Here is a 13079-nt window from a genome sequence, read left to right as displayed (position 1 = left end):
AGGGCCACCGCGAGTTGCAGGAGGAGGCGCTGACCATCAGAGAGTCCGGCCTTCGGGATGGAGCGTCCCCAAAGAGTTGGGGCGCCATCAAGGTTGCGATCGAGCTGCGCTCCCAGGAGTTTCTTGAGATCGTCGCGCAGCCGCTGGTACTCGGCGACAGCCAATGTCTTCTCATCGTCAGGGATGGTTACCTGGGGATGAGTGGCCTGGAACCAGCGGTCCTGCACACTACCAATATAGGCAAGGCAGCCATTTTCGAGAGGCTCGAAGCCTACCTCCTTACGCACCTGGTCTGCGGCCGCAAGGGTCATGTGACGGACCTGCATGAACGGGTCCGCAAAGTCCACGGGCCGAGGCACATAGTGATGGATCGGCTTTTCGTTCCGGGGGTTCTTGAGTTCAACCAGTGCGACAAGCGCCAGTGTTTCCTCGTTTCTTTTTATCAAGCGCTCTTGCTCGTTGATCTGCTTCTTGAGCGAACCCAAGGAAAGCTCTTGGATTGTCTCCTGAAGCTTGAACTGCATGGCTGACACACGGTCCTGCCGGATGAACACATCTCTCCGCAGGAACTCCTGGTATTCCGGCAGTGGATATTGCTTAACGGCTTCGTAGATACACCTGAGGAGCCGGGACTTGCCGCCTCCGTTTGGCCCCGCGAGGACGACCATGGAACCCAGCCGGTCCATGGTCGTACGTTCCATCCCTAAATCCAGGTAGTTCCTGGGAAGTCTTACCGCCGAGATCTGCATCAATCCTCCAGCCGAGCCAAGGCGCGGAGAGTCTAGCTGCCCTGCGCAATGGTTGCGGACTTCGCATCAGGTCTGGACAGAGAACCTTAGCGACACGCATCGCGGCTTCCGGGGCATCCTTGCGACGCGTGGGCCTTGCCACCGGGTTCGGGTACGCTTCAGGCGCGGCCGGGTGCATGGGGCCCTGGCCGCGACAGGACGGGGGCATCGAGGATGAGCGCGGTCGTCGCGGGCGTGTGTCTGCTGGTGGAGCTGGCGCTGGGCGTGGCGCTGCTGGTGGGCACCTTCTTCACCCTGGCCTTCAGCAGCGAGTCGTATCGGCACACCGCCACGCCGCTCCATCACGCGTTGAACGGGCTGGCCTTCGTGCTCGCCGTCCTTCCGCTGCTGCTCACCTGCTGGGTCGGCTGGCGGCGCTTCCTGTCGGACCGCCCCTGGGATGCGGTGCCGCTGGGGATGGGCCTCCCCCTGGTGGCGCTGGTGGCGTGCGCCGTCTCCGCCTACCTGTCCATGATGGGGGGCGCGTGGGTGACGTCGCGGCACCGCGAACAACAGGAGGTGGCCGCGCGGCTCGCGCTGCGCGCCGAGGTCGAAGGGGGTGCCGTGCACAAGGCCTGTGACCTGGTGGCCGCGGACCCTCGCGCCTCGGCCGGGGACATGCGCCGCTGCCGCGAGTTCATCGAGTCCCGCCCCGACACCGAGGCCCGCTGGGCGGAGCTCACGAAGTTCACCGACTCGCGGGGGCTCTTCCAGACCTGGCACCTGGCGCAGGTGGGGCTCGCGCCGGACTGGGCCTGGGGCGCGGTGGTGCCGGTCATCCGGCACGACCAGGAGTGGTTCCTCCGCACCTTCTATGAAACCTGGATGGCCCGGACGCCGGACCTCCCCACCCTGGATGACCTGGGCCGGCTGCAGCAGGCCCTCCAGACCAGCACCCGCTACCTGGGCTGGGATGCCCGCGCCGTGGAGACCCTGCGCACGCAGGTGCTGCCCACGCTGAGCGCGCGGCTGGAGGCGCAGGAGCCCCGCCTGCGCGCCCAGCCGGGCATGGACCCCTGGGTGCTGGACGCGATCCGGGACCGCCTCCAGAGCCTCCAGACGAAGCCAGACGAGGGCGTGGAGCCGCTGCCGCCCCTGCCGGGAACACCGGCTCCTGGCGACATCGGCGTGGCCCGCATGGATGACACCGGCGCGCTGGACCTCTGGCTGCGCGCCTCGCCCACGTCGGGCACCATCGGTGACGTCTACGTGCGCCGTGCGTCGTATGACGACGGATACGAGAAGTGGCTGAAGTTCCTGTCCCCCCTGCGTCCCGGGGAGCTGAAGTTCATCCCCGCGCCCTGAGCGTCACTGCCGCTGGGGCAGCCACACCCGGAAGGAGCTGCCCTGCCCTTCCACGCTCGTCACGGTGATGCGGCCTCCGTGCTGCTCCACCAACTGCCGGGCGCCGAACAGGCCCAGGCCCGTGCCGGGAATGCGCCCCACGACGTTCTCGCCCCGGTGGAAGCGCTCGAACAGGTGCGGCAGGTCGCCGGCGGGGATGCCGATGCCCCGGTCCCGGACCTCGATGACGGCCCAGCCCCTGCCTTCCGCCTCGCACTGCTGGACGAGCACCTCGATGTTGCTCCCCTCGGGGCTGTACTTCACCGCGTTGAGCAGCAGGTTGCGCACGACGCGCCGCACGCGGATCTCGTCCAGCGAGGCCATCACCGGCGTCTCGGGGGTGTGGAGCTGGAAGGTGTGGCGCTGCGCGGCCTGCTGCTGATCCACGATGACGCCGCGGGCAAGCTCGCCCACGTCCACCTCGGTGCGCCGCAGGTTCGGGCGCTCGCCCATCTCACTGCGCACCAGGTCGAGCAGGCTCTCGACCATCGAGTTCATCTCCTCGGCGGCCCACAGGATGCGCGTCGTCGCGGTCGTGAGGCGCTCGGGCGCGATGCTCCCTCGCTGGGCCAGCTCCGCACGCAGGCTCGCCGCGCGCATCGTGATGACCGACAGCGGGTTGCGCAGGTCGTGGCTCACCGACGACAGGAAGTCGTCCCGGGTCCGGAGGGAGCGCTTCAGCTCCGTGAGGAGGCGGGCATTGTCGATGGCCAGGGCGCAGCGCTGGCTGAAGTTCCGCGCCAGCACCTGCTCCTCCTCCGTGAAGCGCTCGCGAGTCCCGCCGCGCAGCAGCGTGATGACGCCCAGCAGGCGCTCCCGGGCCACCAGCGGAACCACCAGCAGGGAGTGCGGTGCCAGCGCGCGCACCGCGCTCAAGTGGTCTTCCGACGACACCGTGGCCCGGTAGTCCTCGTCGCCGAACCGCTCCACGAGCTTCACCTCACCGGTGCGGAAGACCTCCAGCACGGGGCTGGGGGACTCCGGACGCGGACGGTGGCGGCGGATGATCTCCACCGCCGGGGCGGCGTTGGGATCCGGGTGGAACACCGCCGCGCGCTCCAGGCCGTCAGGTGAAGCGAGGTCCACGATGGACCAGTCGGCGAGCTCCGGCACCATCAGCCGGGTGGCCTGCTCGATCGTCTCGCGCTCGTCGAGCGAGCGGGACAGGGTGGCGCTCGCCTCCGCGAGGAAGCGCTGTACGGACTCCGACCGCCTGCGTTCGTGGACGTCGATGGCGGCCCCCAGCCAGCCTTCGAGCTTGCCGCCAGCGTCGTAAAGGGGCACCACGCGCCCCACCTGCCACCGGTACCCGCCGTCCGCCATCCTCAGGCGGAAATCAATGGCATACGCCTGCTCCTGACGGATGGCCTCCTCGCGCTGCGCCTTCAGCCGCGCCCGGTCCTCGGGATGGATGGCGTTGAGCCACCCGTAATGGGAGGCCTGCTCCTGCGTCTGTCCCGTCAGCTTGAACCAGAGCGAGTTGAACTGGCTGTTGCCGCCGTCCGTCTGGTTCGTCCAGATGACCTGGGGCGCGGCCTCGAACAGCTGCCGGTAGCGCTCCTCGCTGGCGCGCAGCCGTTGTTCGGCGTTCTGCCGCTCGGTCACGTCCGCGAACACGCAGACGGCGGCCGTGATGGCGCCATCGGGGGTCCGCACCGGCGCCGCGCTGATCTCCAGGAGCGAGTTCTGGCCGTCACCGCGGCGGTAGCGCATCACCTCGCCGCGCACCTGCTCTCCCTTCAGGAGGGCACGCGCGGTGGGGTACTCCTCCGCGGCCACGGGGGAGCCGTCGGCGTGGTAGCCGCCGTAGCGGGCGTAGTGCGACACGTCCGCCGAGGGGATGACGGGGTGGCCCAGGATGCGCTCGGAGGCCGCGTTGTAGAGGAGGATCCGGCTGCTGGGCGCCTCGGCGACGATGACGCCCACGGGGGCCTGGCCGAGCACGGAGTCGAGCAGCCGCTGTTCGCGCTGCAACCGCTCATGGAGCAGGGCCCGCTCCAGCGCGGTCGCGCAGGCGTCCCCCAGGATCTGCGCGAGCTGGAACTGCCGGGGTCCCGACGCGCGCTCCGGCAGGAGCATCGCGAGCGCGCCCAGCATCCGGCTGGGATTGCGCAGCGGCAGGCAGATCCCCCGCGAGGCACCGCGCCGGGGCCACACCAGCGCTCCCGTGCGCAGGGCCTCCTGGGCCAGGGCGGTGAGCACCTCGGGCGGAGGGAGCCCAGCGTTGGGGACGGGAACGTGACGCGCGGTCTCGGTCCCCTCCTCGCCAGGAATCACCCACAGTGCGGTGTGCGATGCACCGAGGAGTGTCAGGGCCTGGGCCTGGGCGACCTCGGCGATGTCGGTGGGCGTGGCGGCCCGCGCGAGCGCCTCGTTGAGCCGCAGCAGTTGCTCGGCGTGCCTGCGCGCATCATGCAGCGCGCCAGCGGCCGTGCTGATGAGCACGCCCACGACGCCGAAGACCCCCAGCAGCACGCCCTCACCAGGGCTCGAGATGGCCACCGAGTGCACCGGGTGGATGAACACGACGTCGAGCGTGAGCGTCGAGAGGACCGTCAACGCCAGCGCGGGCCACAGTCCGCCATACCAGCCCGCCGCCATGACTCCCGCGAGGAAGATGGGAAAGGGGACGCTGTGGGCCAGCGCATCGAGGTTCCACGCGGCCAGGATGCAAACGCAGAGAAGTCCTCCCACGCGGAGCACCTGCGAGAGCAGGCGGGGAGCGCGCCGCGGGGAGCGGCCATGGACAGGCGTCATGGTGGGTGGGGACATCAACACAACGCGGCGTCGACCGTTGCGCGTGGCTCGGTGAAGTCGATGAGTCGTACCCGAACTTCCGCCATCGGGAGGCACGCCGTCCAGCTTGAACGTCGGCTGCGCGACGGAAACGATTCATCGTGCGGTAGCCTCCCGGCTCCCTCGACGTTCCACCCGGAGTGCTTCCATGAACCGTGGTCTTCGCACCGCCGTCGTGTCGTTGGGCCTGTTCCTCGCACTGTCCGCCCCGGTGGCCCGGGCGGATGGCCTCTCCGTCATCCCCTACGGCGACAACTGCTGGGGCACCGGCACCGACGCGGACCGGGATGGGCTCAACGATGACTGCGAGTATCAGTTGGCGAAGTGGTTCATGCCGCTGTTCTGGTTCGACAGCGGGGAGAGCGGCATGGCGCGCCGGCCCTACTACGCCGTCAAGAGCCAGGCCTTCGCCACACGCACCGTGCGCATCTTCTACCTGGACACCTTCTTCGAGGACACCGGCGTCACCACCGGCCACGACGGCGACCCCGAGTTCCAGATCTTCGAGGTGCACTACTCCGGCGGGCGCTGGTACCTCGACCAGGCCTATCTGTCCGCGCACCGCAAGAGCGCGTGTGACTCGTCGGCCTGGTATGCGTTTGATCAGCTCGAGTACGACCTGAGCGATTCACGCAATGGCTATCGCGGGTGGCCGGTCCTCTACATGGCCGAGGACAAGCACGCCGCCTACAACACGCTCTCCACGTGCGACAAGGGATGCTTCTCCCAGGACTATTGCAGCCGCACGACGGCGCAATACCTGGACACCACCCCGAACAAGCTCGCTTCGCGCAACGTGGGCTCCACGGCCGTGCAGCTCATCAACGCGGTCGTGCTCAACGGGAAGACGGAGCGGCTGCTCGACGACGTGGAGTTCACGGGCTGGGATGACCAGTGGTACCGGCCCAACTCCCAGGGCTACCGGCGCCACCTCAACGACTTCGGCTTCTGACGCGCATGTCCCCCGGGACCCCTGGAGGCCGTGACCATGGGAAGCAGGCCGGCGGTGTGCTGGTGCTGCTGATGATTGGCGGCCTCCTGCTCTTCGGACGGGCCCGGGAGGACGTGCCTCCGGCGGTCCCGGCCGCCGAGGAAGTGCCCCCCGTGCGCGAGGCGCCGGCGCCCATCGAGCGGGCCGCGCCATCGCAGCCCCCCGCCCCCGGGCGCATTCCACCCGCCGCGACGGGAGAGGCCCTCTCCGCCGCGCTCAACGAGGAGCGGGTGGTGCTGACCTCGACCGCCGTCATCGAGGGGATCGACACGGACCGCCCGTGGGTGTGCACGGGAGAGCTGATGACGTTGTCCGCTCGCGTGGGAGGCACGGCCGAACCGGACGCCGTCTCGCGCTGGGTGTGGCCGGGGACGGAGACGGGCGCGGAGCTGCAACCCGGCACCCGCCTTCCCTGGCGTGCACCGGCGACGCCCGGCCGGTACTTCGTGCGCTTCCAGCTCTGCAAGGACCTGGGTGGCCGTCGCGTCGGGGTACTGGCCGAGCAGGCCGCCAGCATCGACGTGCGCGCGTGCGGTGACGAGGAGCAGGCCCGCGCGCTTCGCATCGAAGTCACGCAGCAGGGCCCCACGGCCTTCGCCTTCCGTGCGGTGTCACCCCACCCCGCCACTGCCTACACCTGGGACTTCGGGGATGGACGCATCACCGCGACAGCAGCGCCCACGGCCTCGCATGTCTTCACGGGCGAGCCGGAAGCGCGGGTCCACACGGTGCGGGTGTCCGCGCGTGGCGCTGGCGCCGAGCAGACCGCGATGGCGTTCGTGCAGGTCCGGGGAGCGCCTGCTTCCGATGCGCCCCCCCGGGCGAGCCTCCAACTGGCGCGCGAGGCCTCACGTCCCGAGAACGAGGGCTGGAGGAGCCAGGTCCAGGTCGACGTGCCGGAAGGCGGGGCCATCACCTGGGAGCGCGTGGAGCGCCTCACGGTGACGTGGGACGATCAGGTGGACACCCGCACGGGTGCGTGGCGCGAGGTCGTCACCGTGGAGGAGGAGCTGGGACGGGGAGGCTTCCGGGGCCACGTCACCGTGCCGCGCTCCGACGTGCGGCCGGAGGTGAAGCAGGTCATCGACTTCCTCCACGGTCGTGACGCGACGGGCACGGAGGTGTCACTGTCCTGGTCGGCCTACAAGGCCGAGCCCCTGCGCCCGGTGCCCGTCTCCTCGGAACGCCCGCCCGCGAAGTAGCGTCGCGCGACGTCCGGACGCTTCCCGGGTTCACAGGGGCCTTTCCTGGAGGAACTCCCCATGAAGCAACACGGAAGGACGACGTTCATCTCGGCGTACGGGCTGCTGGCCCTGGGACTCATCGGCTGCGGCAGCGCGGAGGACGCCTTCGCCCCGGTCGAAGGCGAGCCTGTGGCCACGTCCCAGGCGGCCCTCACGGCGGGCGAACAGGCGGCGCTGACCACGGCCAACACCTCCGCGAGCTGCACGCCGCTCGGGAACTTCTACTGGGAGATTGGCGATGGCACCGGGCCGGTCTACGCCATCCCGCGAGGCGGCGGCGTGACGGCGACGACCGTGATGCCCATCGCGTCCGCGAGCAAGTGGCTGTACGCGGGGGCCTACGTGCAGTCGCGGGGATACGCGAACCTCACCCCGGACGAGAAGAAGCGGCTCAACTTCACCAGCGGCTACGTCGACGAGCGCAGGACCTTGTGTGGCGATGCCGGCACGACGGTCTCGGAGTGCTACGGCCCCGCCTACAAGGACGTCTCCTACCGCCTGCTCCAGAACGGCCGGTTCTTCTACGACGGTGGCCACATGCAGAAGCTGGCCCTGGATGACATCGGCGCGAGGAAGGGCACGGGGCTGCTGAGCGTCATGGATTGGCTCAACAACAAGCTGGGGACGACCCTGCCGGAGTCCGACAGCGACGTCGCCGTGGCCGGGGGTTTCTCCGCCAGCGCGGCCCAGTACCGCGTCTTCCTGACGAAGCTGATCAACGACCAGTACGTGCTGTCCTCCCTGCTGACCGTGGACGCCGTTCCGGCCTGGCCGGGAGGCCCCGGCGTGTCCTCCACGCCGTGGTCGGGGGGCGAGGCGTATTACGGCCTGGGGCACTGGATCGAGGGAGAGGTGCGCAACGGGGCGTGGACCGTGACGGGTCACTCCTCCCCGGGAGCGTTCGGCTTCTATCCCTGGGTGAATGCCGCCAGGACCCAGTACATGGTCCTGGCGCGCAATCGACAGCTCTTCGGTGACGAGGAGGGCGAGAAGTCCCGCGCCTGTGCCCAGGCCATCCGCAAGGCCTACGGGCTGGGGGTTCCCCAGCCGTAGCGGCGGGGTCAGCGCACCTCGAACTCGTAGATGCGCGTCGCCGGGTCTCCGTTCTGGGACGCGGTGGTGACGTTGAGCTTGAGGTAGCGCGCCAAGGTGGCGCTGATGGCGTGGATCGAGGTGCTGGCGGTGTTGTTGGTCACCGTCACCGGGGTGCTCCAGGCCGTGCCGTTGGTGGAGGTCTGGATGGTGAAGGCCCGGGTGTTCCAGGTGGTTGATTCACCGCCAGCGCCGGCGTGCTTGACGACGAAGCTGCTCACCGTCTGCGCCGAGCCGAGATCCACCTGCAGCCAGGCCCCCGAGGCCAACGAGCAGAACTTGTCGGTCGTGCCGCCGGAGACGCTCCCGTTGACCGCCTTCGCCGGCGTCTCGCTGCTGTTGCAGGCGGTGGAGCCGGTCGCCGGCTTGTTCAGCGCCAGGTTGACGAAGCCGGCGCCGACGGAGACGGTCTGCGTCTTGGTGTGGCTGGCGCCGCCGTTGTCCGTCACGGTCAGGCTGACGGTGTAGTTGCCGCCGCTGGCATAGACATGGCTGGGGTTGGTGGCGGTCGAACCGCTGCCGTCGCCGAAGCTCCAGCTGCGCGAGGCGATGCTGCCGTCGCTGTCGGTGGAGGCGTCGCTGAAGGTCGCGGTCAGCCCGCTCACGGTGACGCCGAAGTTGGCCACCGGCGGGGTGTTGCCGCTGACCGCGGTGTTGATTGCCGCCGCGTACTGCGCGCTCGTGCCCTGCGCCGAGCACGCCTGGATGTCGTCGTACAACCAGATGAAGCCGCCGTTGATGCCGGCGGTGCTCTTCCAGTGGGTCATCTTGCTCTGCACCGTGGCCGGGCTGTCACCGCTGGCGCAGCCTGAGCCGTGGCGCGACCACAGGCCCGGGTCCACGGTCATGCCCATCGCGGTGTTCCAGCTCGCCGGGTTGTTGCCGGCGCCGCCGTCGTACACCTGCAGGTAGATGCCGTCGACCGCGCTGCCGAGGTTGTCCTTGAGGCTCCGCCAGAAGGTCTGGTTGGTGTAGGGCGCGAAGGTGATCTTGTAGCCCTGGCCCATGAGCATCTGCCCGAACTGGGTGGTCGGGGCGAGGTCGTACGCGCTCTCGTCGTCGAAGTTGACCGCGGTGGCGCCGGTGGCGGTCTTCAGCGCCTGGAAGTTGCGGTACAGGATGCTGTTGGTGCCCGTGCCGCAGACGAGGGTGCTGCCGCAGCCCGCGGCGGTGCCGTTGACCAGCCGGGCCATGCGCTCGAAGTCGGGGACGCTCCAGGCGCCGATGGACACCTCGATGCGATTGACAGACGTGGGCGCGGTCTTGAGCGAGGCCAGCCGCGTGGGCCACGCCGGGTCGCCGATATAGGCGCCGTTCCGGACCACCGGGATGTCGTTGTAGACGAGGTCGCCGTTGTCCTCGATGTGGAAGCTCCAGAGGATCACCGTGGTGAACCCCGAGCCGCGCAGGTCGTTCATCACGGCGGTGCCGCCGGAATAGAACGGGCCTCCACCGTAGATGGCCGAATCCGCGAGGGCCGCCGGTGCGGACGCGGCCAGGGCAAGGGCAAGGCAGGACGCGAGTTGCTTCGACTTCGGCATGGTGTGCTCCCCTGTCGCCAACCCTGGCGACGGAGAGACATTGCGAGCGCCAAAAACCGCAAGTCAATAATAATCAGACTTAACTGCCTGCATTGGAATCTTCCTGTCAAACGCTGGCCCTGGACCGGTGCAGGGCGGACGGCCTGCACCGGCTCGGCTTCAGCTCAGGGCTTGAGGCCGGCGACGCTGTAGTTCGCCGGCAGCCACGTGAAGGCCTTGCCCTCCGGCACGACGTGCCCGATGCCCGGGAAGGAGATGTGCGACGCGCCCACGTAGTAGCCCTTCGCGGCCGCGTCGGTCATCGCCTTGAGCCGCTGGCGGGCAGCGGCCGCGGAATCGAGGTCGAACTTGATGGTGACGCCGGGCGAGCGGAACTGCACGTCCTTCGCGTGGATGAGGTCGCCCCAGAACTGCATCTGCTGGCCCTTGCTCTCGACGGCGTAGAACGCATGGCCCGGCGTGTGTCCCGGCGTGGCGATGGAACGGACGCCCGGGAGGAGCTCCGTGCTGCCCGAGAACTTCTTCACCTTGTTGGCGGCGAGGTACGGCGCGAACGCGGCGGCGGCCTGCGGGAAGAAGGGACGGAACACCTCCGGGACGGTCTTCTCCTTCGAGGCATCGAGCCAGAAGTCGGCTTCGTTCTTCTCGACGTAGACGGTCGCGTTCGGGAAGACGGCCTTCCCCTCCGCCGTCAGGCCGGCGAAGTGATCTCCATGCAAGTGGGTCAGCAGCACCGCGTCGATGTCCTCGGGGCGGTAGCCCGCGGCGCGCAGGCTGTTCAGCAGGCGTCCGCCCGCGTCCGGACCAAAGGCCTTGCCGGCACCGGCGTCCACCAGCACGAGGTGCTCGCCGGTGTGGACCAGTTACGCGTTGATGGAGCCTTCCAGGTGGCTCGGGTCGAGCCCCGTGTGCGCGAACTGGGTCTTCAGCTGGGCCGCCGTGACGTTGGTGAGCAGCGTGTCCATGGGCAGCGTCATGGTGCCGTCGGACAGCGCGGTGACTTCGAAGTCTCCCAGCATCATCCGGTAGTAGCCCGGGGCGGAGCTCTTGACCTGGGGAGGCGGCGCGGCGTGCGCGTCATTGACCGCGAGCAGGGGGGCGCCAACCCACAGCGCGCCCACGACGAGATTGCGAAGCAGGGACGAAGAAGGGGGCAACATGCGAAGCACTCCATTCCATCGACACAGGGATGGGGTGGCTTGTGCCGACGTGGCGCGCATGATGCGACCCGCGCGTCCGCCGTTCAAATCGCGGAACCGTTTGACGCGCCCCGTCCTTGGGCACACGCTGCGTCCCAGCGAGGTGATCATCATGATGAAGCGTGTCGCACTGGTTGTCTGGCTGGCCACCGCGGGTTGCGCGTCGAACCAGCGTCCTGCCACCTCCGATCGTTGGCTCCTGACGGGCACGCGGCTCTATGTCGCTCCGGACGCGCCGCCGCTGGACAACGCCTGGGTGCTCGTGAGCGACGGGAAGATTGAAGCCGTCGGGTCAGACGCCCCGCCCGTGGGCATCCGGCGCGAGGCCGCCTGTGGTGACGGGGTCATCACGGCCGGGTTCCAGAACAGCCACGTCCACTTCACGGACCCCGCGTTCGCCGGGGCCGCCAGCCGGCCGCGCGACGAGCTCCAGGCTCCGCTGAGCCAGATGACCACGCGCTTCGGCTTCACGACGGTCGTCGACACCGGCTCCGACCCCGCGAACACCGGCGCGCTCCGTCAGCGCATCGAGCGCGGCGAACTCCAGGGACCGGCGATCCTCACCGTCGGCTCCCCGCTGTATCCGGAGAACGGCATCCCGTTCTACCTGCGCGCCCTGCCCCCCGAGGTGCTGCGACAGCTTCCACAGCCCGCGTCGGCGGAGGAGGCCCGCGCCATCATCCGCCAGGGCTTCGAAACCGGCGCCCAGGGAACCAAGCTGTTCGTGGCCACGCCCCAGGGGCAGGGCGAGATCCGCCGCATGGCCCCGGACGTCGCGCGTGCCGCGGCGGACGAAACGCACCAGCGGGGAGGTCTGGTCATGGTGCATCCCACGGACCCCGACGGGGTGAGCACCGCCGTGCAGGCCGGCGCCGACATCATCGTGCACACCACCATCGACTCGCCGAAGATGGAGTGGAGCGCCGAGCTCGTCGGCCAGCTCGTCGCCCGCCACGTCTCCGTCGTCCCCACGCTCCAGCTCTGGGGTTACGAGCTCGCCAAGGCGGAGGTGCCCACCCCCGTGCGGGATCGGCTCGTGGCGGGAGCCGAGCGGCAGCTCGCGGCGTTCTCGAGCGCCGGGGGGCAGGTCCTGTTCGGCACCGACGTGGGGTACATGACGGACCTGGACCCGACGCAGGAGTACGTCCTCATGGCGCACGCGGGGCTGACGCCGATGCAGATCCTCGCGTCGTTGACCACCGCCCCCGCCGCGCGCTGGAGCGCCGCCGAGCGCCGGGGCCGCGTCAAGCCGGGCTTCGACGCCGACCTCGTGGTGCTCGACGGCGATCCCGCCACGGACGTCCGGCGATTCACCGGCGTGAAGTGCACCATCCGGGCGGGCAAGGCGCTCTTCGTACGCGAGCCGGCGGGCCACTGAGGCCCAGGGATCGAAGCGGGGGGCTACTTCCCCTTGCCTTTGCCCTTCCCCTTCCCGCCCTTGCCGTGGTCGTCGTCATGGCCCCGGCCCTCATGGCCACCTTCACGGTAGGACGCGGGCACGACGGACCCCTTCTTCGAGCGCTTCCACTTCTTGTAGCGCCCGGGGGGCAGCTTCACGACGGTGACGGGGACCCGCCGCTCCTCCACGACCTCCCAGCCACCGTGGTAGTCGCGCGCCCGGTACCAGCGCCCATCGCGACGCACCCAGTACGCATCGTCCACGACGTAGAGGTCCTCGTCGTAGTCCTCCACCACCTGCACGCCGGGCTGCACGACGACGAGCGGCGGCGGCGTCGAGAAGACGATGTCGGGCAGTTTCACATTGAGGTCGACACGCACCTGCCCGAAAACCATCGACGGAAGCAGGACCAGCGCTGCGAGGAGTCGTTTCATCCGGCAAGCCTAGAAGTGCGCGGGCCCGTCCGACAACCGCGAAGAATCAACGCAGCGCGCGGCCCGCACTGTGTGTCATTGCGCTCGTGGACACCCAGCTCTCGCCCAGCGATTGACGCGGCTCGGACATCCTGGTCGCCAGCCTGGGTGGCAGGCTCCGTGGCTGTCTGCTGTTTGGACAAGGTATCAATTCAGTGACATAGCTGGCGCCCAGTTCACGTCGTCGCGCACCTCAGGAAGACGCCACTCCA

The 13079-nt window shown here is 69.1% G+C and carries 11 protein-coding genes; 5 read left to right on the top strand and 6 right to left on the bottom strand.

Features of this window, described 5'->3' with window-relative positions; translation table 11 throughout:
• A partial coding sequence (locus tag JYK02_RS09675; protein WP_207050582.1) for a hypothetical protein occupies nt 1-749 on the bottom strand: 749 nt, incomplete at its 3' end.
• A gap of 213 nt (nt 750-962) precedes the next feature.
• On the opposite strand from JYK02_RS09675, the gene JYK02_RS09670 reads away from it, so the two are divergent.
• Nucleotides 963-2093: a hypothetical protein gene (locus JYK02_RS09670; protein WP_207050581.1), complete on the top strand. Its 1131-nt coding sequence runs from the start codon at nt 963-965 to the stop codon at nt 2091-2093.
• 3 nt (nt 2094-2096) lie between these two features.
• Here the strand turns inward: JYK02_RS09670 and JYK02_RS09665 are convergent, their stop codons facing one another.
• The gene (locus JYK02_RS09665) at nt 2097-4826 is read right to left on the bottom strand and encodes an ATP-binding protein (RefSeq protein WP_207050580.1); all 2730 of its coding nucleotides are present in this window, start codon (nt 4824-4826) and stop codon (nt 2097-2099) included.
• 250 nt (nt 4827-5076) lie between these two features.
• On the opposite strand from JYK02_RS09665, the gene JYK02_RS09660 reads away from it, so the two are divergent.
• The 3 genes from JYK02_RS09660 to JYK02_RS09650 are packed head-to-tail and all read left to right on the top strand — an operon-like array spanning nt 5077 to nt 8216.
• Nucleotides 5077-5880 carry a hypothetical protein gene (locus JYK02_RS09660; protein WP_207050579.1) on the top strand — a complete coding sequence of 268 codons (804 nt, stop codon included), beginning with the start codon at nt 5077-5079 and terminating at the stop codon, nt 5878-5880.
• Nucleotides 5881-5885: 5 nt separating this feature from the next.
• Nucleotides 5886-7121: a PKD domain-containing protein gene (locus tag JYK02_RS09655; protein ID WP_207050578.1), complete on the top strand. Its 1236-nt coding sequence runs from the start codon at nt 5886-5888 to the stop codon at nt 7119-7121.
• A 60-nt stretch (nt 7122-7181) separates the two neighbouring features.
• Nucleotides 7182-8216 carry a hypothetical protein gene (locus JYK02_RS09650; RefSeq protein ID WP_207050577.1) on the top strand — a complete coding sequence of 345 codons (1035 nt, stop codon included), beginning with the start codon at nt 7182-7184 and terminating at the stop codon, nt 8214-8216.
• An 8-nt stretch (nt 8217-8224) separates the two neighbouring features.
• Here JYK02_RS09650 and JYK02_RS09645 read toward each other — a convergent pair whose 3' ends face one another.
• The 3 genes from JYK02_RS09645 to JYK02_RS09635 all read right to left on the bottom strand — a co-directional run bounded on the left by JYK02_RS09645 (nt 8225) and on the right by JYK02_RS09635 (nt 10956).
• The gene (locus JYK02_RS09645) at nt 8225-9796 is read right to left on the bottom strand and encodes a PKD domain-containing protein (protein WP_207050576.1); all 1572 of its coding nucleotides are present in this window, start codon (nt 9794-9796) and stop codon (nt 8225-8227) included.
• Nucleotides 9797-9960: 164 nt separating this feature from the next.
• Nucleotides 9961-10659, bottom strand: coding sequence for an MBL fold metallo-hydrolase (locus JYK02_RS09640; protein ID WP_277991362.1), 699 nt, complete (start codon nt 10657-10659; stop codon nt 9961-9963).
• Nucleotides 10660-10956 carry a hypothetical protein gene (locus tag JYK02_RS09635; RefSeq protein WP_207050574.1) on the bottom strand — a complete coding sequence of 99 codons (297 nt, stop codon included), beginning with the start codon at nt 10954-10956 and terminating at the stop codon, nt 10660-10662.
• A gap of 151 nt (nt 10957-11107) precedes the next feature.
• On the opposite strand from JYK02_RS09635, the gene JYK02_RS09630 reads away from it, so the two are divergent.
• Complete coding sequence (locus tag JYK02_RS09630) at nt 11108-12373, top strand: amidohydrolase family protein (protein WP_207050573.1); 1266 nt, start codon at nt 11108-11110, stop codon at nt 12371-12373.
• A gap of 23 nt (nt 12374-12396) precedes the next feature.
• Here JYK02_RS09630 and JYK02_RS09625 read toward each other — a convergent pair whose 3' ends face one another.
• On the bottom strand, nt 12397-12828 hold the full coding sequence (locus JYK02_RS09625) for a hypothetical protein (RefSeq protein WP_207050572.1): 432 nt from the start codon (nt 12826-12828) through the stop codon (nt 12397-12399).
• Nucleotides 12829-13079 lie beyond the last annotated feature (251 nt).

The organism is Corallococcus macrosporus, assembly GCF_017302985.1.
Lineage (GTDB): Bacteria > Myxococcota > Myxococcia > Myxococcales > Myxococcaceae > Corallococcus > Corallococcus macrosporus_A.
This window is presented reverse-complemented; position numbering and strand designations above follow the sequence as displayed.